Origin of the sequence: Rhizobium sp. Root482 (assembly GCF_001426565.1) — a bacterium.
In the GTDB taxonomy this organism is placed as follows: domain Bacteria; phylum Pseudomonadota; class Alphaproteobacteria; order Rhizobiales; family Rhizobiaceae; genus Pararhizobium.
Genome location: NZ_LMFA01000026.1, coordinates 167,983 through 190,893 on the forward strand (window position 1 = coordinate 167,983; position 22,911 = coordinate 190,893).

Here is a 22,911-nt window from a genome sequence, read left to right on the forward strand (position 1 = left end):
CGGACGATTCTGGCCCCTCTGCACGACCGCTCGCTTTGCGCCTTGCAATCCGTCTTCGCCTTGCACACACTTCTCTCCGGCGGCCTTGAGCCGCGGCAGGGAAGCGGAACCGCATGGCGATCAAGGCAGGCATCTACCACCGGACGCACTACCGCTATGACAGGCCGGTGCGGCTTGGACCCCAGACGATCCGTTTGAAACCGGCGGCCCATTCGAAGACAAGGGTGATCAGCCATGCGCTGAAGGTAACGCCGGCCAATCATTTCGTCACGCTCCAGCAGGACCCCTACGGCAATTACCTCGCCCGCTATGTCTTCCCCGATCCGGTCACCGAACTGAAGATCGAGGTCGATCTCGTCGCCGACATGAGCGTCTACAACCCCTTCGATTTCTTCGTCGAGGAGGACGCCGAGACCTTTCCCTTCGATTATCCGCAGGAGTTTCGTGACGATCTGCAGATTTACCAGAAGCCCGAACCCATGGGGCCGGCGCTTGCCGCCTATGTCGAGGCCATCGACCGTTCACCAACGCCGATCGTGGATTTCATCGTCGGCCTCAATGCGCGGCTGCGCCAGATGGTCGACTACGTCATCCGCATGGAGCCGGGCGTTCAGACGCCGGAGGAGACCTTGCGCCTCGGCCTCGGCTCCTGCCGCGATTCAAGCTGGCTGCTCGTCCAGATCCTGCGCAATCTGGGGCTGGCTGCCCGTTTCGTCTCCGGCTATCTCATCCAGTTGACACCCGACCTGAAGGCGCTCGATGGCCCCTCCGGCACCGAGGTGGATTTCACCGACCTGCATGCCTGGTGCGAGGTCTATATTCCCGGCGCCGGCTGGATCGGCCTTGATCCGACCTCAGGCCTGCTGACCGGCGAAAGCCATATTCCCCTTGCCGCCGCCCCGCATTTCCACAACGCCGCCCCGATCTCGGGCGCGGTCTACGGCGATGCAGGAACCGACTTCGATTTTTCGATGACCGTGACGCGCGTCGCCGAACATCCGCGCATTACGAAACCCTTTTCCGAGGAAAGCTGGCAGGCACTGAACGCGCTCGGGGAACAGGTGGACACGGTGCTCGCCGAGAGCGACGTGCGGCTGACCATGGGCGGCGAGCCGACCTTCGTGTCCATCGACGATGTCGAGGCGGAGGAATGGAACACCAGTGCCGTCGGCCCCACCAAGCGCGACAAGGCCGATAGACTGATCCGCCGTCTGCGCGAACGTTTCGCGCCGGGCGGCTTCCTCCATTACGGCCAGGGCAAATGGTATCCCGGCGAAAGCCTGCCGCGCTGGACCTTCTCCCTCTATTGGCGGCGTGATGGCAAGCCGATCTGGCACGAACCGGCATTGATCGCCACGGAAGGCAGCAAGTCCGGAGCGACCGAAGAACAGGCGGGAGCGCTCCTCACCGGCATTGCCAGGGAACTCGACATAGAGCCTGAAATGGTTCTTCCCGCCTTCGAGGATCCGGCCGAATGGATCGTCAAGGAAGGCAATCTGCCGGAAAATGTCGATCCGTCCAATTCCAGGCTGAACGACCCGGAGGAGCGCGCCCGCATCGCCCGCGTCTTCGAGCGCGGCCTGACGAAGCCGACGGGCTATATCCTGCCGGTCCAGGCCTGGAATGCCGAGGCCAAGGGGCGGAGATGGCGCAGCGAGAAATGGCACACCCGACGCGGCAATATCTTCCTCGTTCCCGGCGATAGTCCCCTCGGTTTCCGCATGCCGCTCGGCTCCCTGCCCCATCTGCCGCCGTCGCTCTATCCGCATATCCATGAGGCAGACCCGTCGATCCCCCGCGACCCGCTGCCGGACTATGGCCCGTCCGAACGCATGCTCCCCGAAGCCTCGCGCACGGTGGCCGATGCCGGCCAGCAACGCATCGAGCAGGTGCTGGAAAAGAACGAGGGTGATATCCTCGGCGCGGTGCGCACCGCCATGAGCGTCGAGCCGCGCGATGGCCGGCTTTGCGTCTTCATGCCGCCTGTCGAGCGCGTCGAGGACTATCTGGAACTGGTCGCCGCTGCCGAGAAGGCCGCCGCCGATCTCGGCCTGCCCGTCCATATCGAAGGCTATCCGCCACCGGGTGACGAGCGCGTCAATGTCCTGCGTGTCGCGCCCGATCCCGGTGTGATCGAGGTCAATGTCCATCCGGCCGCAAGCTGGGCCGAATGCGTCGAGATCACCACGGCGGTCTATGAGGAAGCCCGACTGACGAGGCTCGGTGCCGAGAAATTCATGATCGACGGCCGCCATACCGGCACCGGCGGCGGCAATCATGTGGTGGTCGGCGGCCGCAATCCGGGTGACAGCCCCTTTCTCCGCCGGCCGGACCTGTTGAAAAGCCTGATCCTGCATTGGCAGCGGCATCCCTCGCTTTCCTATCTCTTCTCCGGCTTGTTCATCGGCCCCACCAGCCAGGCGCCACGCATCGACGAGGCCCGCCATGACAGCCTCTACGAGCTGGAAATCGCCATGGCGCAAGTGCCCTCGCCCGGCAGTGGTCAGCCGCCCCTGCCCTGGATGGTCGATCGCCTGTTCCGCAACCTGTTGACCGACGTCACCGGCAATACCCACCGGGCGGAAATCTGCATCGACAAGCTGTTCTCGCCGGACGGCCCGACCGGGCGGCTTGGCCTGGTCGAATTCCGCGGCTTCGAAATGCCGCCCAATGCCCGCATGAGCCTTGCCCAGCAATTGCTGGTGCGCGCCCTGATCGCCCGTTTCTGGAAACATCCGGTTGAAGGCAAACTGGTACGCTGGGGCACGACCCTGCATGATCGCTTCATGCTGCCGCATTATATCTGGCAGGATTTCCTCGACGTGCTCGGCGATCTCCGCGCCCACGACTTCGATCTGAGGCCCGAATGGTTTGCCGCCCAGCTCGAATTCCGTTTTCCCTTCTGCGGCGAGGTCGAATATGAGGGCGCCAAGCTCGAACTGCGCCAGGCGCTGGAGCCCTGGCATGTGATGGGTGAACAGGGCACGCCGGGCGGCACGGTGCGCTATGTCGACAGTTCCATCGAGCGCCTGCAAGTGAAGCTCGAAACGGCCGATCCGGAGCGTTATACGATCGCCTGCAATGGGCGACCCCTGCCCCTTGCCGCCGCCGGCGTCAGCGGCGTCTCTGTCGCGGGCCTGCGCTACAAGGCCTGGAAGCCCGCCTCCGGCCTGCATCCAACGCTGCCGGTGGATGCGCCCCTCACATTCGATATCCATGACCGGTGGTCGCAGCGTGCGATCGGCGGCTGCATCTATCACGTTGCCCATCCGGGCGGGCGCAACTACGACACATTTCCGGTGAACGGCAACGAGGCGGAAGCCCGCCGGCTGGCGCGTTTCGAACCATTCGGCCATACGGCAGGCGCCTATCCGCTGGCCTTCGAAACGCCGTCGGCCGAATTTCCCCTGACGCTCGATTTGCGGCGTCCGGCAGGAGCATAGGATTTGATGTCGAAAAAGCAGGCGACAGGCAAAGGGAACCGGCACGCGGACGATCCGTTGCTGGGCTATCATTCGCTTCCCGGCATTGCCGATGAAATGCTCGATATAGACGGCCAGGTCCGGCCCGTCTGGCGGCATCTTCTCTCGGCCATCGGCCGGATGGACGAAGCCGATCTCGCCAACCGCTTTGCCCGCGCCGACCGCTATCTGCGCGATGCCGGCGTCTTTTACCGCGCCTATGGCACCAAGGAAACGACGGAGCGCAACTGGCCGCTTTCGCATGTGCCGGTGCTGATCGACGAGGCCGAATGGCAGGAACTCTCGAAGGGCCTCGTCCAGCGCGCCGAACTTCTCGAACGGATTGCCGCCGATATCTACGGGACGAACCGGCTCGTCGCCGATGGTTTCCTGCCACCTTCGCTGGTAGCCTCCAGCCCCGAATTCCTGCGGCCGATGGTGGGCATCGTGCCTGCCCATGGCCATTTCCTGCATTTCTGTTCCTTCGAGATCGGACGCGGACCGGATGGCGGCTGGTGGGTCCTGTCGGACCGGACGGAAGCGCCCTCCGGCGCCGGTTTTGCCATCGAGAACCGGGTGGCCACCGCGCGGGCCTTTTCCGATGTCTATGCCGAAACCCATGTGCACCGGCTGGCCGGCTTCTTCGGCGCCTTTCGCGATACGCTGCAAGCGCGCAAGGAACACCCGGACGACCGGATCGCGGTGCTGACGCCGGGGCTCGCCAACGAGACCTATTTCGAGCATGCCTATATTGCCCGCTATCTCGGCTTCATGCTGCTGGAAGGCGAGGACCTCGCCGTCGTCAACGACCGCGTCATGGTCCGCACAGTCGCGGGCCTGAAACCGGTCAGCGTTCTCTGGCGCCGCCTCGATGCCGCCTTCGCCGATCCGCTGGAACTCAACGGGGCCTCGCGCATCGGCACGCCCGGCATGGTCGAGGCGCTGCGCGCGGGCTCCGTTTCGTTCGTCAATGCGCTCGGCTCGGGCATATTGGAAACCCGCGCACTGCTTTCCTTCCTGCCGCGCATCTGCCGGCATCTTCTCGGCGAAAAACTGGTGCTGCCCAGCACCGCCACCTGGTGGTGCGGCCAGAAGGCGGAGCGCGACCATGTGCTGCGCAATATCGAGAAAATGGTGATCGGCCCGGCCTTTTCGACGCGGCCCTTCTTCGACGACAATGGCCAGTCGGTGCTCGGCGCCTCGCTGCGCGACACCGCCAGGACGACGATCGCCGACTGGCTCCTCACCGACGGAACCAAGCTCGTCGGCCAGGAAGCGGTGACGCTGTCGACCACGCCGGCCTGGGTCGATGGCAGGCTGACGCCGCGACCGATGAGCCTGCGCGTCTATGTGGCGCGCATCGGCGACGGCTGGCGGGTCATGCCCGGCGGTTTCGCGCGCATCGGCGCCGGCGTCGATGCCACCGCCATCGCCATGCAGGCCGGCGGCTCGGCCGCCGATGTCTGGATCGTCAGCGATAGGCCGGTGGAACGCACCTCGCTTCTTTCGGCCGAGGAGAACTTTACCCGCAACCTGCCCGGAAGCCTGCCGAGCCGGGCCGCCGACAACCTGTTCTGGCTTGGCCGCTATATCGAAAGGGCGGAGGGCGCGCTGCGCATCCTGCGCGCTTGGCATGGCCGCTTCGCCGAGCAGGCCAACAGCGAAATGCCGCTCCTGAAGGACATTACCGATTATCTGGCCGATCTCGAGGTGGACACGAAACAGCCCGTGCCCGACAGCCTGATCGTCAATATCAACAGCGCGCTCTATTCCGCCGGCAATATTCGCGACCGGTTTTCGGCAGATGGCTGGCTGGCGCTCAACGATCTCGCAAGAACCGCCCGCAAGCTACAGGCGACCGTCGAGGCAGGCGACGACACCACGCGAGCCATGACCATCCTGTTGCGCAAGCTTGCCGGCTTTGCCGGCCTGGTGCATGAAAACATGTACCGGTTCACCGGGTGGCGCTTCCTGTCGATCGGCCGCTACCTTGAGCGCGGCCTGCACATGACCAGCCTGTTCCGCCATTTCTCCGGCGAGGATGCCCCTGATGGAGCCTACGACATGCTGCTTGAAATCGGCGACAGCGTCATGACCCATCGCCGCCGCTACAACGTCAACACCGCCGCCCTCACCGTCACCGACCTTCTCGTCCTCGACCCGCTCAATCCGCGTTCGATCCTCTACCAGCTGAACGAGATCAAGACGGAGGTCGAGCAACTGCCGGACGCCATCGTCAACGGCCAGATGTCGCCGCTCTACCGCGAGGCCATGCGCCTCCATGCCGGACTTGCGGTGATGACCCCGGAAATGATGAACGCCGAGGTCTATGTCCGCCTCGAAGGCGACCTCGGGGAAATCTCCAACCTGCTCGCCGTGACCTATCTGGGATAGGGAGGATCGGAATATTCTATGTCGTTCTACAGGAAGCTGTTTACGTTCTTCATGTTCTGAAGACCGGCCGACTAAGCGAAAGCCGCCGTTCCCCCCGGGCGATCGCTGTGGCATACCGAAACTGCGCCGGGATCGATGCCATGCTCTACGATATCAAATTGCGGATGACCTATACCTATGAGATCCCGGTTTCCGGGGGGCGGCATATCATTCGGGTGCTTCCTCTTTTCTTGCCTGGGCGCCAAACAATGGTGAAAGGCACGCTCACCTGCGCGCCGGTGCCGCGGGAGCGCAGGGACGGCATCGATTTCTTCGGCAATTCCTCGACCTCGATCCTGTTTCGCGAGGCCCATGAAAACCTGGTCATCGACATGCGGGCGCGTGTCGAGTTGGACGCACAGCCGCTGGCCGCCGATTTTTCCCCCGACCTCGCCGGCCTCTCCGCTGAGATTGCCGATGTCTGGTCGCTCAACGCCAATTCGCCGCATCACTTTCTCGGCGCAAGCCCACGCCTGCCGCAGGATACGGCAATCGGCATCTATGCGCAGGAGCTTGTCGGCCCGGACATGACCATCCGTCAGATCGCCACCGCCATGTGCGCGCGGATCCACCGCGATTTCACCTATGATCCCGACGCAACGGAAGTCGAGACCACACCCCGCCAGGCCTTCGACCTCAAGCGCGGCGTCTGCCAGGATTTCACCCATGTGATGATCACCGCGTTGCGCAGCCTCGGCATCCCGGCCGGCTATGTCAGCGGCTTTTTGAGAACCATTCCGCCGCCGGGCAAGGAGCGCCTAGAAGGCGCCGATGCCATGCATGCCTGGGTGCGGTTCTGGGGCGGAACCGCCTGCGGATGGCTGGAACTCGACCCCACCAACAATATTCCGGCCGGCCTCGATCATATCGTCGTCGGCTACGGACGCGATTACGACGACGTCGCGCCCGTCATTGGTGTGCTGAAAAGCTACGGATCGCACGAAACCGAGCAGGCGGTGGATGTCATCGTCGTGCAGTGATCCGTATCGGGATGCCCCGGCGTCCCCTTTTCGTACAGCGTTTCGGCGCCGCGAGCCCGCATTTGCAGGGTCGGTAAAATTCTATTCAATTTTGACCGCGCCGGTGAACCCGGCCGAAAGACTTCCCCGGTAAGGTCGCCCAATCGAAGCGTATAACCGTGTCCGAGTGGGGAAAATGGCAAAGCGATCAACTCTCCTGCAGTCCTGTTCAGCCCTGGTCGGCGACCGCCAGGGAAATTTCGGCCTGATGGCCGCGCTCCTGCTTCCGGTGCTGCTCGCCTCTGGCGGCGTCGCGATCGACGTCACCAATATGATGATGGCCAAGAACCATCTGCAGGACGCGACGGACTCGGCGGCACTGGCCGCTTCCTCGGCCCTGGCCAATGAGGCCGCCACGCAGGCACAGGCCAAGCTGATGGCGATGGAATTCGTCAAGACCCAGATGCAGAACTGGAAGTCCTCCGGCATGAGCCCGGAAGAACTGACCGCCTTCAACGAAGCCTTCTCCAAGGGCACGTCCATCGAGATCATCGAGCAGAAGGCAGCGCTTGGAAACGCAAAAAGCTACGATGTCACCGTCAAGTCGAAATTCAGCCTGCCGCTCAACGGCATGACCCGACTGCTCGGCCGCGATACAGCCGAGGTCGCGGCCGTCAGCAAGTCGTTCGGCTCCGCCGANTGTCACCGTCAAGTCGAAATTCAGCCTGCCGCTCAACGGCATGACCCGACTGCTCGGCCGCGATACAGCCGAGGTCGCGGCCGTCAGCAAGTCGTTCGGCTCGGCCGAGGCGAAGAACGCGCTTTCCATGTTCCTCGTTCTGGATCGCTCCGGCTCCATGGCATGGAAGACAAATGCCATCGACAGCACCAAGACGTCCTGCAATGTCTATGAAGAATCCTATTGGCCCAATGCCAAGTGGAAGACGCCCTGCTATGTATCCAAGATCGCCTCGCTGAAACTGGCCGTCGCCAACCTGCTGACCCAGCTGAAGGTCGCCGATCCGACCTCCTTCTATGTGCGCACGGCCGGCGTTTCCTACAACGACAAGCAGGATTCGGCAGGCTCGCTCGATTGGGGCACGACGAAGTCCCTGGATTACGTGAATGCCCTGGCCGCCACCGGCGGCACCGATTCAAGCGGCGCCTTCAAGGCTGCGGTAACCGCACTGCTGAAGACCGGCAAGAATTCGGAAGAAAAAATACACACGGCGAAAAATGGCCAGACCGCGCCGAAGAAATACATCGTGTTCATGACGGATGGCGAGAACAACTACTATCAGGGAAGGTCGGACGACAAGACGTCCGACGCGCAAACCAAGGAATCCTGCCGGGAAGCAAAAGATAACGGTATCGAGGTCTTTGCCGTCGCCTTCATGGCGCCCACCCGTGGCCAGAACCTTCTCAAGGACTGCGCCACCGACAAGAGCCATTATTTCCAGGCGGAAGACAGCGCTGCCCTCGTCGCGGCGTTCAAGACGATCGGCGAGAAGGCATCCGAACTGAGCGTTCGCCTGACGCAATAGCGAGAACGAACACGGTTTTGGACATTGGCCCGCCCGGCGCAATCCCGGCGGGCTTTTCCATGCCCTCGCCAAACCCTGGAAATCCCGCAACTCGCCATGGATTGCCGTCGGCAAACCACTCGAAAAGTGCCGCCGGATGAAGGACCCACTTATGAAAACCCTGTTGCAAGCGCTTCATAACGGTGCATAAATCGTTTCATATGCCCCGTTGGTGTTCGGCCTCCGGTCTCCCAAACCGTCAAAGAGGGTCAGCCTGTTTCAATGATCGAGCGTTTGTCCAACGAAAAAATCCCCAACGCCGCGCCGCGGGCCTCCAGTGCCGAGGTGCTGGCCCAGGAAATCATCGAACGCCTCACCTATCGCATCGGCAAGGACCCCAAGGTCGCCAAGCCGCATGACTGGCTGACGGCTGCCATTCTGGTGGTGCGTGACCGGATCACCGACAACTGGATGGAATCGACCCGCAAGACCTATGCGACCGACGCCAAGCGGGTCTATTACCTGTCGCTCGAATTCCTGATCGGCCGGCTGATGCGCGACGCGGTCACCAATATTGGCCTGATGGACGAATTGCGTGAGGCGCTTGCCTCCTTCGGTGTCGATATCGACGTCATCGCTGCGCTCGAGCCGGACGCGGCGCTCGGCAATGGCGGTCTCGGGCGCCTTGCCGCCTGCTTCATGGAATCGATGGCGACGGTCGATATCCCCGCCTATGGCTACGGCATCCGCTATGTACACGGCCTCTTCCGCCAGCAAATGGCCGATGGCTGGCAGGTGGAACTGCCGGAAACCTGGCTCGCCCACGGCAACCCATGGGAATTCGAGCGGCGCGAAAGCTCCTACGAGATCGGCTTCGGCGGCTCGGTCGAAACCGTCAATCTCGATGAGGAACTGACCCGCTATGTCTGGAAGCCGGCCGAGCGCGTGATCGCCACGGCCTGCGATACGCCGGTTGTGGGCTGGCGCGGCAAGCGCGTCAACACGCTGCGCCTGTGGACCGCCCATCCGATCGACCCGATCCTGCTCGATGCCTTCAATGCCGGCGACCATATCGGCGCGCTGAGGGAGAGCAACAAGGCCGAAAGCCTCGCCCGCGTGCTCTACCCTGCCGATGCGACCCCCGCCGGCCAGGAATTGCGGCTGCGCCAGGAATTCTTCTTCTCGTCGGCTTCCCTGCAGGACATCCTGCGCCGCCACCTGCAGCAATATCCGGATTTCACCTCGCTTGCCGACAAGGTCGCGATCCAGCTCAACGATACCCATCCGGCCGTTTCCGTGGCCGAGCTTGTTCGCCTCCTGACCGATGTGCATGGCCTCGATTTCGAGGCTGCCTGGGACATTGCCCGCCGCACCTTCTCCTATACCAACCACACGCTCCTGCCCGAGGCGCTGGAAACCTGGCCGGTGCCGCTGTTCGAGCGGCTTTTGCCGCGCCACATGCAGATCGTCTATGCGATCAATGCCAATATCCTCATGGAAGCGCGCAAGCAGAAGGCCCATACGGACGAGGAGGTCCGCAACATCTCGCTGATCGACGAAAGCGGCGGGCGGCGGGTGCGCATGGGCAATCTGGCCTTTGTCGGCTCCCATTCGATCAACGGCGTCTCTGCCCTTCATACCGAACTGATGAAGGAAACGGTCTTTGCCGACCTGCACCGGCTCTACCCCACCCGCATCAACAACAAGACCAACGGCATCACCCCGCGCCGCTGGCTGATGCAGTGCAACCCTGATCTCTTCGGCCTGATCCGCGAGGCGATCGGCGACGATTTCATGGACGATGCCGAGGCCCTGCAGGCGCTCGACGGCTTTGCCGACAAGCCGGATTTCCAGGAGAAATTCGCCGCCATCAAGCGGGCCAACAAATCGAAGCTGGCGCAACTGGTCCAGAGCCGCATGGGCATCAGGCTCGATCCCTCGGCCATGTTCGATATCCAGATCAAGCGCATCCACGAATACAAGCGCCAGCTTCTCAACATCATCGAGGCGATTTCGCTCTACGACCAGATCCGCTCGCATCCGGAACTGGACTGGGTGCCGCGGGTCAAACTGTTCGCCGGCAAGGCGGCGCCGAGCTATCACAATGCCAAGCTGATCATCAAGCTCGCCAATGACGTTGCGCGGGTGATCAACAACGACCCTTCAGTGCACGGTCTCCTGAAGATCGTTTTCATCCCCAATTACAACGTCTCGCTCGCCGAGATCATGGTGCCCGCCGCCGATCTTTCCGAGCAGATTTCCACCGCCGGCATGGAAGCATCGGGAACCGGGAACATGAAGTTCGCGTTGAACGGGGCATTGACGATCGGGACACTCGATGGCGCCAATGTCGAAATGCGCGATTGGGTGGGGGAGGAAAACATCAAGATTTTCGGAATGACCGCAGACGAGGTCGCCAAGGTCCGCGCCGAGGGCCACAATCCGCGCGCCATCATCGAAAGCTCGCGGGAATTGTCGCAGGCCCTGCTCGCCATTTCATCCGGCGTTTTCTCGCCGGATGACCGCAACCGCTTCACCGGCCTGGTCGATGGCATCTACAATCACGACTGGTTCATGGTCGCCGCCGATTTCGACGCCTATTCGAAAGCCCAGCGCGAGGTGGACGCGATCTTTACCGACAGGCCCGGCTGGTACTCGAAAACCATCCGCAATACGGCGCGCATGGGCTGGTTCTCCTCCGACCGCACGATCCGGCAATATGCCGATGAAATCTGGAGAGCCGGATGACCTCAGTGCCGAAAGCCGCCACGCCTGCCGTTCCGACAGCACGGCTGCCGGCGGAAGAGATCGCGGCGATCCTCGCCGGCACCCATTCCGACCCTTTCGCCGTTCTCGGCGTCCACCCGGCCGCCAGCGGCTTCATCGCCCGCTGCTTCATCCCCGGCGCCGAAACCGTCATCGCCGAAACGCTTGCCGGCAAGGAGATCGGCACGCTTGAACGGCGCGACGATGCCGGCATCTTCGAAGGCCCGGTCGCTGTCACCCGGATCCAGCCCGTCCGCTACAAGGCCAGCAATGGCGGCGGCGAATGGACCGTCATCGATCCCTACAGCTTCGGCCCCGTGCTCGGGCCTATGGACGATTATTATATTCGCGAAGGTTCGCATCTGCGCCTCTTCGACAGGATGGGCGCGCATCCGGTCACCCATGATGGAGCGGAAGGCTTCCATTTCGCCGTCTGGGCGCCGAATGCACGGCGCGTCTCGGTCGTCGGCGATTTCAACGCCTGGGACGGCCGCCGCCACGTCATGCGGTTGCGCCAGGACACCGGCATCTGGGAAATCTTCTTGCCGGGCATTCCCACGGGGGCGATCTACAAGTACGAGATCGTCGGCAAGAGCGGCGAGGTCCTGCCGCTGAAGGCCGACCCCTTCGCCCGCCGTTCCGAACTGCGCCCGAACAATGCCTCGATGACGACGGGCGAGATCGACCAGGACTGGCAGGACGACGCCCACCGCGCCCATTGGGCGAAGGTCGATGCGCGCCGCCAGCCGATCTCGATCTACGAGGTCCATGCAGCCTCCTGGCAATTGCGCGACGATGGCACCATGCTGTCCTGGGACGAAATGGCGGACCGGCTGATCCCCTATTGCGTCGACATGGGCTTCACCCATATCGAATTCCTGCCGATCAGCGAATATCCCTTCGATCCCTCCTGGGGTTACCAGACAACCGGGCTTTATGCGCCGACCGCCCGCTTCGGCGAGCCCCAAGGCTTTGCCCGCTTCGTCAACGGCGCCCACAAGGTCGGTCTTGGCGTCATCCTCGATTGGGTGCCGGCCCATTTTCCGACCGATGCCCATGGCCTGCGCTGGTTCGACGGCACCGCCCTTTACGAGCACGAGGACCCGCGCCAGGGCTATCACCCGGACTGGAACACCGCGATCTACAATTTCGGCCGCGCCGAGGTCTTCTCCTATCTCGTCAACAATGCGCTCTACTGGGCTGAGAAATTCCATCTCGACGGCCTGCGCGTCGATGCCGTCGCCTCGATGCTCTATCTCGATTATTCGCGCGAACATGGCGAATGGGTGCCGAACGAATATGGCGGCAACGAAAACCTCGATGCGGTCCGCTTCCTGCAGACGATGAACAAGGAGGTTTACGGCAGCCATCCGGGCATCATCACGATTGCCGAGGAATCCACCTCCTGGCCCAAGGTTTCCGCCCCTGTCCATACGGGCGGCCTCGGCTTCGGCTTCAAGTGGAACATGGGCTTCATGCACGACACGCTGCAATATCTGCAGCGCGAGCCGATCCACCGCAAGCACCACCACAACGACATGACCTTCGGGCTGATCTATGCCTTCAGCGAGAATTTCGTGCTGCCGCTCTCCCATGACGAAGTGGTGCACGGCAAGGGATCGCTGATCGCCAAGATGACCGGCGACGACTGGCAGAAATTCGCCAATCTGCGCGCTTATTACAGTTTCATGTGGGGCTATCCCGGCAAGAAGCTTTTGTTCATGGGCCAGGAATTCGCCCAGTGGCGCGAATGGTCGGAAGAGCGCTCGCTCGATTGGAACCTGCTCGAATATCCCCTGCACGAGGGCATGCGCCGGCTGGTGCGAGACCTCAACGGCACCTATCGCAACAAGGCGGCGCTGCATGCGCGCGACTGCGAGGGCGACGGTTTCGAATGGCTGATCGCCGACGACAGCGACAATTCGGTCTTTGCCTGGCTGCGCAAGGCGCCCGGCGAAAAGACCATCGCCGTCATCAGCAATTTCACCCCGGTCTACCGGGAAGCTTACGTCATCCCCTTGCCGACGGAAGGCCGCTGGCGGGAAATTCTCAACAGCGATGCCGAGATCTACGGCGGCGGCGGCAAGGGCAACGGCGGCGCCATCCAGGCGACGAAAAACGCCTCGGGCGCCATCACCGCATCGATCACCCTGCCGCCTCTGGCAACGGTGATGTTCGAACAGGACTGAAGCGGCGAACGGGGCCGGAGGGGCCTGTCGAACGGCGCGAAAAGAAGAGTAGAAGCGGTAGCCATCCGAAAGGACGGGCGCCGCTCCGGGGAACCATCAATCGGGAGGAACATCAGTGGAAAAACGCATACAGCCGCTTGCCCGTGACGCCATGGCCTATGTTCTTGCCGGCGGTCGCGGCAGCCGTTTGAAGGAATTGACCGATCGTCGCGCCAAGCCCGCCGTTTATTTCGGCGGCAAGGCGCGCATCATCGATTTTGCCCTGTCCAACGCCATGAATTCCGGCATCCGCCGCATCGGCGTCGCCACCCAGTACAAGGCCCATTCGCTGATCCGCCACCTCCAGAACGGCTGGAACTTCTTCCGCCCGGAAAGAAACGAGAGTTTCGACATCCTGCCGGCCTCGCAGCGTGTTTCCGAGACGCAATGGTATGAAGGCACCGCCGACGCGGTCTATCAGAACATCGACATCATCGAGGACCACGGCGTCGAATATATGGTGATCCTCGCCGGCGACCATATCTACAAGATGGACTACGAACTCATGCTCCAGCAGCATGTGGATTCCGGCGCCGACGTCACCATCGGTTGCCTGGAAGTGCCGCGCATGGAAGCGACCGGCTTCGGCGTCATGCATGTCGACGACAAGGACCAGATCATCGCCTTCGTCGAGAAGCCGGCCGATCCGCCGGGCATTCCCGGCAATCCGGACATGGCGCTCGCCTCCATGGGCATCTATGTTTTCCACACCAAATTCCTGATGGACGTGCTGCGCCGCGATGCCGCCGATCCCGCCTCCTCGCGCGATTTCGGCAAGGACATCATCCCCTATATCGTCGAGCACGGCAAAGCCGTCGCCCACCGCTTCAACCAGTCCTGCGTAAGGTCGGATTTCGAGCGCCAGGCCTATTGGCGCGACGTCGGCACGATCGACGCCTATTGGCAGGCCAATATCGACCTCACCCATGTCACCCCGGAACTCGACATCTATGACGGCACCTGGCCGATCTGGACCTTTGCCGAAATCAAGCCGCCGGCCAAATTCGTCCACGACGACGAAAACCGCCGCGGCTCGGCAACCTCTTCGCTCGTTTCCGGAGACTGCATCATTTCCGGTGCCAGCCTCAACCGCTCGATGCTGTTTACCGGCGTGCGGGTGAATTCCTTCTCCCGCCTTGACGGCGCCGTGATCCTGCCCAATGTCAGGATCGGCCGGCATACGCAGTTGAGCAATGTCGTCATCGACAGCCGCGTCGTCATTCCCGAAGGCCTGGTGGTGGGCGAGGATCCGGAACTGGACGCCCGGCGCTTCCGCCGCTCGGAAAACGGCATCTGCCTGATCACGCAGAAGATGATCGACAGACTGGATATGTGAGACATGCAGGTTCTATCCGTCGCATCGGAAGTCTTTCCGCTGGTCAAGACAGGGGGTCTCGCCGATGTGGTGGGCGCCCTGCCGGCGGCGCTCGCGCCGCATGGCATCCGCACGCGCACGCTGGTGCCCGGCTATCCCGCAGTGATGGCAAAGGCCAGGAAGCCGCTGAAACGCGCCGGCTTCGATGATCTTTTCGGAGGGCCTGCCTCCATCCTCACCGTGGATCACCAAGGGCTCGACCTGCTGGTCCTCGACGCGCCCCATCTGTTCGACCGTGACGGCGGCCCCTATGTCGATGGCAACGGCCGCGATTATCCCGACAATTTCCGCCGTTTCGCCGCCCTGTCCCTGGCCGCTGCCGAGATCGCCGGCGGCTTGCTTGCCGATTGGACGCCGGATCTCGTTCATGCCCATGACTGGCAATCGGCGCTGGCGCCCGTCTATATGCGCTTCGGCGCGGCCCGGGCGGTGCCCTCGATCCTCACCATCCACAATATCGCCTTCCAGGGCCAGTTCGGGGCGGAGATCTTTTCCGAACTCGCGCTGCCGCCGGAGGCTTTTTCGATCGACTATGTCGAATATTTCGGCGATGTCGGCTTTCTCAAGGGTGGGCTGCAGGCGGCAAGTGCCATCACCACGGTCAGCCCCTCCTATGCCGGGGAAATCCTCGAGCCGGAATTCGGCATGGGTTTCGAGGGCCTTTTGACGGCGCGCGCCTCCAGCCTCTACGGCATCGTCAACGGCATCGACACCGATGTCTGGAACCCGCAGACCGATCCCCATATCGCCGGCACCTATGGCTCCGCATCCCTGAAGAAGCGCCATGCCAACCGCAAGGCGCTCTCGGCCCGCTTCGACTTCGACGACGCGCCCGGCCCGATCTTCTGCGTCGTCAGCCGGCTGACCTGGCAGAAGGGCATGGATGTCCTGATCGAGGTGATCGACGACATCGTCGGCAACGGCGGCAAGCTGGCCGTGCTCGGCTCCGGCGATCCGGTGATCGAGGTCGCCTTCAAGGCGGCCGCGGCCCGCCATCCGCGCCGCGTCGGCATCGTCGTCGGCTATGACGAACCGCTGTCGCATCTGATGCAGGCCGGCGCCGATGCGATCCTAATTCCCTCGCGCTTCGAGCCCTGCGGGCTGACCCAGCTTTACGGGCTGCGCTATGGTTGCGTACCCGTCGTGGCGCGCACCGGCGGCCTTGCCGATACGATCGTCGATGCCAATGCGGCCGCGCTTGGCGCCGGCTGCGCCACCGGCTTCCAGTTTTCGCCCGTTTCGGCCGCTAGCCTGCGCCGGACCCTGCGACGCGTCTTTACCGCCTATGGGCAACCCAAGGTCTGGAGCAGACTGCAGACCCAGGGCATGAAATCGGATGTTTCCTGGAATGGAAGCGCACAGGCCTATGCCGACCTCTATTCCAGTCTTCTTGCGAAAGGCTAAGACCATGACCAGAACCGTTGCCACCACCCCCTATATGGACCAGAAGCCGGGAACCTCCGGCCTGCGCAAGAAGGTGCCGGTCTTCCAGCAGAACAACTATGCGGAGAGTTTCATCCAGTCGATCTTCGATGCGCTGGAGGGCTTTCAGGGCCAGACGCTGGTGATCGGCGGCGACGGCCGCTACTACAATCGCGAGGTCATCCAGATCGCCATCAAGATGGCGGCGGCAAATGGCTTCGGCCGGGTGCTGGTCGGCCGCGGCGGCATCCTGTCGACGCCGGCCGCCTCCAACATCATCCGTAAATACAAGGCCTTCGGCGGCATCGTGCTGTCTGCCAGCCACAATCCCGGCGGGCCGACCGAGGATTTCGGCATCAAGTACAATATCGGCAATGGCGGCCCGGCCACCGAAAAGGTCACCGACGCCATCTATGCCCGCAGCCGTTCGATCGAGACCTACAGGATCGCCGAGGTCGCCGATATCAATCTCGACGTGGAAGGCAACCAGGATGTCGCTGGCATGGAGGTCGTGGTCATCGATCCGGTCGCGGACTATGCCGAACTGATGGAAAAGCTGTTCGATTTCGGCGCCATCCGCAACCTGATTTCCGGCGGGTTCCGCATCGTCTTCGATGCGATGAGCGCGGTAACCGGCCCTTATGCCAAGGAAATCCTCGAAAACCGGCTGGGCGCCGCCAAGGGCTCCGTGCTGAATTTCATTCCCCTGCCCGATTTCGGCGGCCACCATCCCGACCCCAATCTCGTCCATGCCCGCGCCCTCTATGAGGAGATGATGGGCGAGAACGCCCCGGATTTCGGGGCCGCTTCCGATGGCGACGGCGACCGCAACCTGATCGTCGGCAGGGGCATCTTCGTCACACCCTCCGACAGCCTGGCCATGCTGGCGGCCAATGCCCATCTGGCGCCCGGCTATGCCAAGGGCCTGGCCGGCATTGCCCGCTCCATGCCGACAAGCGCCGCCGCCGACCGGGTCGCCGAAAAGCTCGGCATCGGCATGTACGAAACGCCCACCGGCTGGAAATTCTTCGGCAACCTCATGGATGCCGGCCTGGTGACGATCTGCGGCGAGGAAAGCGCCGGTACCGGCTCCGATCACGTGCGCGAGAAGGACGGGCTTTGGGCGGTGCTGCTCTGGCTCAACATCCTCGCGGTGCGCATGGAAAGCGTCATCGACATCGCTCGCCAGCACTGGACCACCTATGGCCGCAACTATTATTCCCGCCACGACTACGAGGAGGTCGATGCGGACGCCGCCAATGGCCTGGTGAACGCCTTGCGCGATCAGCTCGCCACCCTGCCAGGCAAGAGCTTCGGCAAACTGAAGGTCGCGACATCGGACGATTTCTCCTATCACGATCCGGTGGACAAATCCGTCAGCAACAACCAGGGCATCCGCATCCTGTTCGAGGGCGGCTCGCGCATCGTCTTCCGCCTGTCGGGCACCGGCACGTCGGGAGCGACCTTGCGCGTCTATATCGAGCGCTACGAGCCTGATGCCTCCCGCCACCATTTCGACACCCAGGAAGCCCTCGCCGACCTGATCGCCGTCGCCGACGAGATCGCCGGCATCAAGGAGCGCACCGGCCGCGCCGAGCCGACGGTCATCACCTGACCCTCGGCCGTGCTGGTCTGGCCGGCAAGGCAGGGCTAGCCTTCCGGCGCGCCCTTTCCACCGTCATCCTCGTCCCCCTCCCTTTCCGTCATCCTTGCCTCCTCTCCCTCCGTCCTCCTCGGGCTTGACCCGAGGATCCACACCACAGGCACGGAAAATGGGAATGACCGCAGATCCTCGGGTCAAGCCCGAGGATGACGGAGGGGAGGAAAGTGCGGCGGGAAAAGCACCTTTGAATGGCGCTGCGACCCGCAAACAGCCCACGAGAGCGGCCTTTGAGGAAGCCGGAGCGATCCGGTCGCGACGAGCGTCACCCTGTGCCAGAAAAGGTGCCGCCAACCCCGCAGAGAAGCCGGAATTGTTCATCCACCAATACCGAACGGAGCGCTGGAAGGCGTCATATAGTTTAACTTAGTCACGGCACTTGCAGCGCCCGGGCCAAGTGACTGAAAGCAAACCCACGACGGATTTTCCGGGCGTGGCTGGAGGTCGTTGGGGAGCTGGCATTCTCCGAACCTACCTTCTCCCCGGCGGGGAGAAGGTGGCCCGCAGGGCCGGATGAGGGGGGCGAAGCCGCGTCACACCAAGCGGCCTGACGAACAGAGACTTTGAAAACATGGCAACGAAAACGATGTCTCACCGATATTGTGCTACCCCCTCATCCGTCCTTCGGGCACCTTCTCCCCGAGGGGAGAAGGAAAGTCGCCGCGCCAGAAGAACGTCTCTGCGGATGCCATGCCGCTCTCCCGCAGGCGGGGAGAGGGACGATGGAGATCGATCATGACGACCAACCATGCGGCACATCCCTTCTCCACAAGGATGGACGGATGAGCAGCAAGCAGGCCGCATCAAATTTTGCGATAGGCCTCCAGCCTCAGGCGCTGCTTGTGGCGCTCGGCATAGTCTTCGGCATCGGATTGCGCCCGAAAATTTGCAATGTCGTGGCGACCGTTTTCCGCCACGTGAACGAGCCACTCGTCGCCGAGTTCGATGATATCAACTGATTTAGAGGGTTCGAAGAGCGCTTCCAAAAGCTTCCTTCCATTGGGGCGGAAGCTTGTGCGCTCACGGCCAACAGCGCCCTTGGCATTTGCTGTCGATGTCATGAAGATAGGCCTCTTCGCGGTGGAAGTCCAGCTATGAAGCAGGTATCGACCCGGCCTTGAGACAAAACGCTTGCAACGCGGGTCAAAGCGAAGACAAATCACCCTGGACCCGTCCGAATGCCGCAATCTCTCCAGGTGCCCGATGCCGAACCCGCATTATCCCCCTCCCCTCGGCGCCACGCACGGAAACCAGGGCACGAGCTTCGCCGTCTGGTCCACCTCCGCATCCGGCATCGAGCTCTGCCTTTTCGACGAAACCGGCACCACCGAATTGCGGCGCCAGCCGATGCAGCGCGGCGAGGATGGCGTTCACAGCCTGACCGTCACCGACGCCCCGCCCGGCACGCGCTACGGTTTTCGTGCCTGGGGCACCTATGCGCCGGATGAGGGCCTGTGGTTCGATCCCGCCAAACTTCTGGTCGATCCCTATGCCCGCGAGCTCGACCGCCCCTTCCGCCACGATCCGCGACTGTCCGTGCTCGGCGACGACACCGCCGACCTCGTGCCGAAGGCGATCGTCACATCTTACTCGGAAAGAGTGGGACACCCGGAAAGCGTGGAGCAGCTTGAACACCCCTCGGCGCCGCGCTTCCGCCCAGGAGGGCTGATCTATGAAATCGCCGTGCGCGCCTTCACCAGGCTGCATCCCGACGTGCCGGAGCACCAGCGCGGCACGGTGGCGGCCCTTGCCCATCCCGCCATCATCGCTCATCTGAAGCGCATCGGTGTTTCGGCCGTGGAACTGATGCCGATCACCGCTTGGATCGACGAGCGACATCTGCCGCCGCTCGGGCTCTCCAACAGCTGGGGCTACAACCCGATCGCACTGATGGCGCTCGACCCGCGCCTCGTTCCCGGCGGCGTGGCCGAACTGCGCGACACGGTGGCGGCACTGCATGCCGAGGGCATCGGCACCATCCTCGACCTGGTGTTCAACCATTCCGGCGAAAGCGACCGGCTGGGCGCCACCCTATCGATGCGCGGCCTCGACAACCTCACCTATTATCGCCATGCCGCTGGTCGGCCGGGAGACCTGATCAACGACACCGGCTGCGGCAATACCATTGCCTGCGATCATCCGGTGGTGCGCCGGCTCATCCTCGATAGCCTGCGCCATTTCGTGCTCGCCGCCGGCATCGACGGCTTCCGCTTCGATCTCGGCTCCATCCTTGGCCGCGACGAAAACGGCTTCAGCCGCGATGCGGCACTTCTGGCGGAAATGCGCGCCGATCCGGTATTGAAAGACCGCGGGCTGATCGCCGAGCCTTGGGATATCGGCCCCGGCGGCTACCAGCTCGGCAATTTCCCCGAACCCTTCCTCGAATGGAACGACCGATCCCGCGACGACCTGCGCCGCGCCTTTCGCGGCGACCGCCCCATCATCGGCGCCCTGGCGACGGCGCTCGCCGGCTCCTCCGACATATTTTCTCGCCATGGCGGCGCCCACACCCGCAGCGTCAATTTCATCGCCGCCCATGACGGTTTTACCCTGATGGACCTCGTTTCCCATGCCTTTAAACACAACGAGGCCAATGGCGAGGACAACCGCGACGGCCACAACGACAATCACTCCTGGAACAACGGCGTCGAGGGGGCAACCGATGATCCGGTGATACTTGCCAGGCGCCGCGTCGATGTGATGGCGCTTCTCTCGACCCTCTTTGCGACACGCGGCACGATCATGCTGACGGCCGGCGATGAAGGCGGCCGCAGCCAGCACGGCAACAACAATGCCTATTGCCAGGACAATGCGATCACCTGGCTCGACTGGACGACGCTCGACGAGGAACTGGTCGCCCATACCGCGGCTCTGTCCGCCATCCGCGCCCGCTTCGATGTCTTTGCGAACACGGCCTTCCTGACCGGTGACGGCGATGTCGAATGGCTGCGGCTCGACGGGCAGCCGATGACCGTCGCCGACTGGGAGGATGCCGCCACCGACACGCTGGCAATGGTGCTTGAGACGGGAGACGCCGTGCAGAACCGGGCGACCCGCCTGGCGGTGGTTTTCAATCTGGGCCATGTGCCGCGCCCGGTCCATCTGCCGGAGCGCCCGGGCGCCGGCTGGCAAAGCCTCCTGCCGGTAGCCGATGCGGGTAACGGCATGATTGCCGCCCGCGCCATCGGTTTTTACGTCGAAATAATGTGAGAGCCGCCGCTTGATCGATTGCCGTTTTCCGCCGGGACGGCATATAGACGAAGAGAATAATTTTGGATCGGGAAAACCATGCCGCGTGAAATTTCGCTCTCCGACGTCAGGGCTCTGATCGGCACCCAGATGGGCGTGTCCGACTGGATCATCGTATCGCAACAGATGATCGACGGTTTCGCCGATGCGACCGACGACCACCAGTTCATCCACACGGACCCAGCGCGCGCCGCCGCCGAGACACCCTTCGGCGGCACGATCGCCCATGGCTTCCTGTCGCTCTCGCTCCTGTCAGCGATGAACTTCAACTGCCTGCCCAAGGTGCGCGAGCAGACCATGGGCATCAATTACGGCTTCGACAAAATTCGTTTCATGAACCCGGTGAAGAGCGGCACCCGGGTGCGCGGCCATTTCACCATGGCCGACGCCCGCTTTCGCGGCGCCGGCATGCTGATGGTCACCTATGAAGTCAGCGTCGAGATCGAGAACGAACGCAAACCGGCCCTGACCGCCACCTGGCTGACCATCATCCAGTTCGACCCGAAGGACCGGCCGGAGGATGGGTGAGGCCGCGCAAGGGCAGGAAGTTGTTCGTCGTGCCTTTGCCGCGCAGGCAAAAGCCTGCCTTGAGCTCGGCTCGCCCTTTACCGCCCGTCTTTGCGAACTGGCTGCAGAAAATCTCTCGGCGGATCACCCTGTCGGCCAAATCGTGCTTGGCTGGAAAGGCGATCCCTCGCCCGGCGGCGATTCCGTGCCGCTCCGCCTGGCAGGCGCCTTGCATGCGCTGGTGCTGTCGAACAGGGATCCCGCACTCGCGGCTGTCTACCCTCCGCAGGTTGCGGATCGGGACGCCGATCTCTGGGCAGCGGTGCGCGGAGCCTGCCGCATCCATGCCGGTTTCATCCTCGACCGTCTGGCCTCGGCGCCGCAGACCAACGAAGTGCGCCGATCGGCAGCACTCCTGCCCGGCTTCCTGACCATTGCGAGCCTGTTCCAGAAACCCCTTGTCCTGTCGGAGATCGGCGCCAGCGCCGGGCTCAACCTGCAATGGGACCGCTATGGCTACCGGCTTGGCGGCCTTGCCTGCGGGGCGCCGTCTTCGCCCGTGGAGATCGCGCCCGACTGGACCGGCCCGCCGCCGCCGGAAAACGCCGTCGATGTCAGTGAAAGAGCCGGATGCGATCTCAATCCGCTCGATCCGGCCTCATACGAGGACCGACTGCGGCTTCTTTCCTATATCTGGGCCGACCAGGCCGACCGGCTGGAGCGCACCCGCCAAGCCCTGTCGATCGCGGCCGCCAGGCGCCAGACGGTGGAACGGGCGGATGCGCTGGACTGGCTGACGCACCGCCTGCAGCCAGTCCATGCCGATCGCGTCCATGTGGTCTATCATACGATCGCCTGGCAATATCTGCCGGCCGCCGCGCAGAAAAAAGGCGAGACACTCATCGCAGCCGCCGGCGAGCGGGCCACATCCGCCGCACCGTTCGCACGCCTGCAGATGGAGGCCGACGAGCACAAACACGACGGCGCCGCGTTGACATTGCAAATCTGGCCCACCGGCAAAAAACACCTGATCGGCCGCGCCGATTTCCACGGCCGCTGGATAAAATGGACCGGCTGGCCGGCCCTGAGTTGATTGCCGCCGGAGCTGTCAACGATGAGCATAGCGCTTGGCATGGCCCCTCACCCTGGCCCTCTCCCCGCAAGCGGGGAGAGGGGACGACCGAGCGCGACGCCCGTCCCAACATTTGGCAGAAATAGCCGCAGATACACTGATTGAAGTGGAACGACGGAACCGCCGCATATCCCTTCTCCCCGTCCAACGGGGAGAAGGTGCCCGATAGGGCGGATGAGGGGCAGCACTCCGTTCG

General features: G+C 63.1%; 13 protein-coding genes and 1 pseudogene. All 14 read left to right on the forward strand.

Annotated elements, in window-relative coordinates; genetic code table 11:
• Nucleotides 1-113: 113 nt before the first annotated feature.
• The 14 genes and pseudogenes from ASD31_RS23700 to ASD31_RS23765 all read left to right on the forward strand — a co-directional run bounded on the left by ASD31_RS23700 (nucleotide 114) and on the right by ASD31_RS23765 (nucleotide 22,676).
• The gene (locus tag ASD31_RS23700; RefSeq protein WP_056339938.1) at nucleotides 114-3,443 is read left to right on the forward strand and encodes a DUF2126 domain-containing protein; all 3,330 of its coding nucleotides are present in this window, start codon (nucleotides 114-116) and stop codon (nucleotides 3,441-3,443) included.
• A 6-nt stretch (nucleotides 3,444-3,449) separates the two neighbouring features.
• On the forward strand, nucleotides 3,450-5,855 hold the full coding sequence (locus ASD31_RS23705; RefSeq protein WP_056339941.1) for a circularly permuted type 2 ATP-grasp protein: 2,406 nt from the start codon (nucleotides 3,450-3,452) through the stop codon (nucleotides 5,853-5,855).
• A 140-nt stretch (nucleotides 5,856-5,995) separates the two neighbouring features.
• Nucleotides 5,996-6,874: a transglutaminase family protein gene (locus ASD31_RS23710; protein ID WP_056339943.1), complete on the forward strand. Its 879-nt coding sequence runs from the start codon at nucleotides 5,996-5,998 to the stop codon at nucleotides 6,872-6,874.
• A 247-nt stretch (nucleotides 6,875-7,121) separates the two neighbouring features.
• Nucleotides 7,122-7,552: pilus assembly protein TadG-related protein (locus ASD31_RS27135; RefSeq protein ID WP_413813835.1), on the forward strand; the 431-nt coding region annotated here is incomplete at its 3' end.
• 1 nt (nucleotide 7,553) lies between these two features.
• A pseudogene (locus ASD31_RS23720) lies at nucleotides 7,554-8,397 on the forward strand (vWA domain-containing protein); the annotation flags it as partial.
• 261 nt (nucleotides 8,398-8,658) lie between these two features.
• Complete coding sequence (locus ASD31_RS23725) at nucleotides 8,659-11,124, forward strand: glycogen/starch/alpha-glucan phosphorylase (RefSeq protein WP_056339954.1); 2,466 nt, start codon at nucleotides 8,659-8,661, stop codon at nucleotides 11,122-11,124.
• Nucleotides 11,121-13,331 carry a 1,4-alpha-glucan branching protein GlgB gene (gene glgB / locus ASD31_RS23730; RefSeq protein WP_056339957.1) on the forward strand — a complete coding sequence of 737 codons (2,211 nt, stop codon included), beginning with the start codon at nucleotides 11,121-11,123 and terminating at the stop codon, nucleotides 13,329-13,331. The genes ASD31_RS23725 and glgB overlap by 4 nt, the downstream gene beginning before the upstream one ends.
• Nucleotides 13,332-13,446: 115 nt before the next feature.
• Nucleotides 13,447-14,706 (forward strand): glucose-1-phosphate adenylyltransferase, encoded by a 1,260-nt coding sequence (gene glgC, locus ASD31_RS23735; protein WP_082520682.1) that lies wholly within the window; start codon nucleotides 13,447-13,449, stop codon nucleotides 14,704-14,706.
• Nucleotides 14,707-14,709: 3 nt separating this feature from the next.
• Nucleotides 14,710-16,149 (forward strand): glycogen synthase GlgA, encoded by a 1,440-nt coding sequence (gene glgA, locus ASD31_RS23740; RefSeq protein ID WP_056339965.1) that lies wholly within the window; start codon nucleotides 14,710-14,712, stop codon nucleotides 16,147-16,149.
• Between the two features lie 4 nt (nucleotides 16,150-16,153).
• Nucleotides 16,154-17,782, forward strand: a complete 1,629-nt coding sequence (locus ASD31_RS23745) for an alpha-D-glucose phosphate-specific phosphoglucomutase (RefSeq protein WP_056339970.1) — start codon at nucleotides 16,154-16,156, stop codon at nucleotides 17,780-17,782.
• A gap of 767 nt (nucleotides 17,783-18,549) precedes the next feature.
• On the forward strand, nucleotides 18,550-18,786 hold the full coding sequence (locus ASD31_RS23750) for a hypothetical protein (RefSeq protein WP_056339974.1): 237 nt from the start codon (nucleotides 18,550-18,552) through the stop codon (nucleotides 18,784-18,786).
• 244 nt (nucleotides 18,787-19,030) lie between these two features.
• The gene (glgX, locus tag ASD31_RS23755; protein WP_056339977.1) at nucleotides 19,031-21,037 is read left to right on the forward strand and encodes a glycogen debranching protein GlgX; all 2,007 of its coding nucleotides are present in this window, start codon (nucleotides 19,031-19,033) and stop codon (nucleotides 21,035-21,037) included.
• Nucleotides 21,038-21,115: 78 nt separating this feature from the next.
• On the forward strand, nucleotides 21,116-21,604 hold the full coding sequence (locus tag ASD31_RS23760; protein WP_056339980.1) for a MaoC family dehydratase: 489 nt from the start codon (nucleotides 21,116-21,118) through the stop codon (nucleotides 21,602-21,604).
• A complete protein-coding gene (locus tag ASD31_RS23765; protein ID WP_056339983.1) occupies nucleotides 21,597-22,676 on the forward strand; it encodes a DUF2332 domain-containing protein in 1,080 nt (359 codons plus the stop codon). Before ASD31_RS23760 ends, ASD31_RS23765 begins: the two co-directional genes overlap by 8 nt.
• The last annotated feature ends 235 nt before the right edge of the window (nucleotides 22,677-22,911 follow it).

Bases quoted from the DNA above. Each gene is read 5' to 3' on its own strand.
- ASD31_RS23700 (WP_056339938.1), top strand. From the start codon at position 114: ATGGCGATCAAGGCAGGCATCTACCACCGGACGCACTACCGCTATGAC.
- ASD31_RS23705 (WP_056339941.1), top strand. From the start codon at position 3,450: ATGTCGAAAAAGCAGGCGACAGGCAAAGGGAACCGGCACGCGGACGAT.
- ASD31_RS23710 (WP_056339943.1), top strand. From the start codon at position 5,996: ATGCTCTACGATATCAAATTGCGGATGACCTATACCTATGAGATCCCG.
- ASD31_RS23725 (WP_056339954.1), top strand. From the start codon at position 8,659: ATGATCGAGCGTTTGTCCAACGAAAAAATCCCCAACGCCGCGCCGCGG.
- glgB (WP_056339957.1), top strand. From the start codon at position 11,121: ATGACCTCAGTGCCGAAAGCCGCCACGCCTGCCGTTCCGACAGCACGG.
- glgA (WP_056339965.1), top strand. From the start codon at position 14,710: ATGCAGGTTCTATCCGTCGCATCGGAAGTCTTTCCGCTGGTCAAGACA.
- ASD31_RS23745 (WP_056339970.1), top strand. From the start codon at position 16,154: ATGACCAGAACCGTTGCCACCACCCCCTATATGGACCAGAAGCCGGGA.
- ASD31_RS23750 (WP_056339974.1), top strand. From the start codon at position 18,550: ATGGAGATCGATCATGACGACCAACCATGCGGCACATCCCTTCTCCAC.
- glgX (WP_056339977.1), top strand. From the start codon at position 19,031: ATGCCGAACCCGCATTATCCCCCTCCCCTCGGCGCCACGCACGGAAAC.
- ASD31_RS23760 (WP_056339980.1), top strand. From the start codon at position 21,116: ATGCCGCGTGAAATTTCGCTCTCCGACGTCAGGGCTCTGATCGGCACC.
- ASD31_RS23765 (WP_056339983.1), top strand. From the start codon at position 21,597: ATGGGTGAGGCCGCGCAAGGGCAGGAAGTTGTTCGTCGTGCCTTTGCC.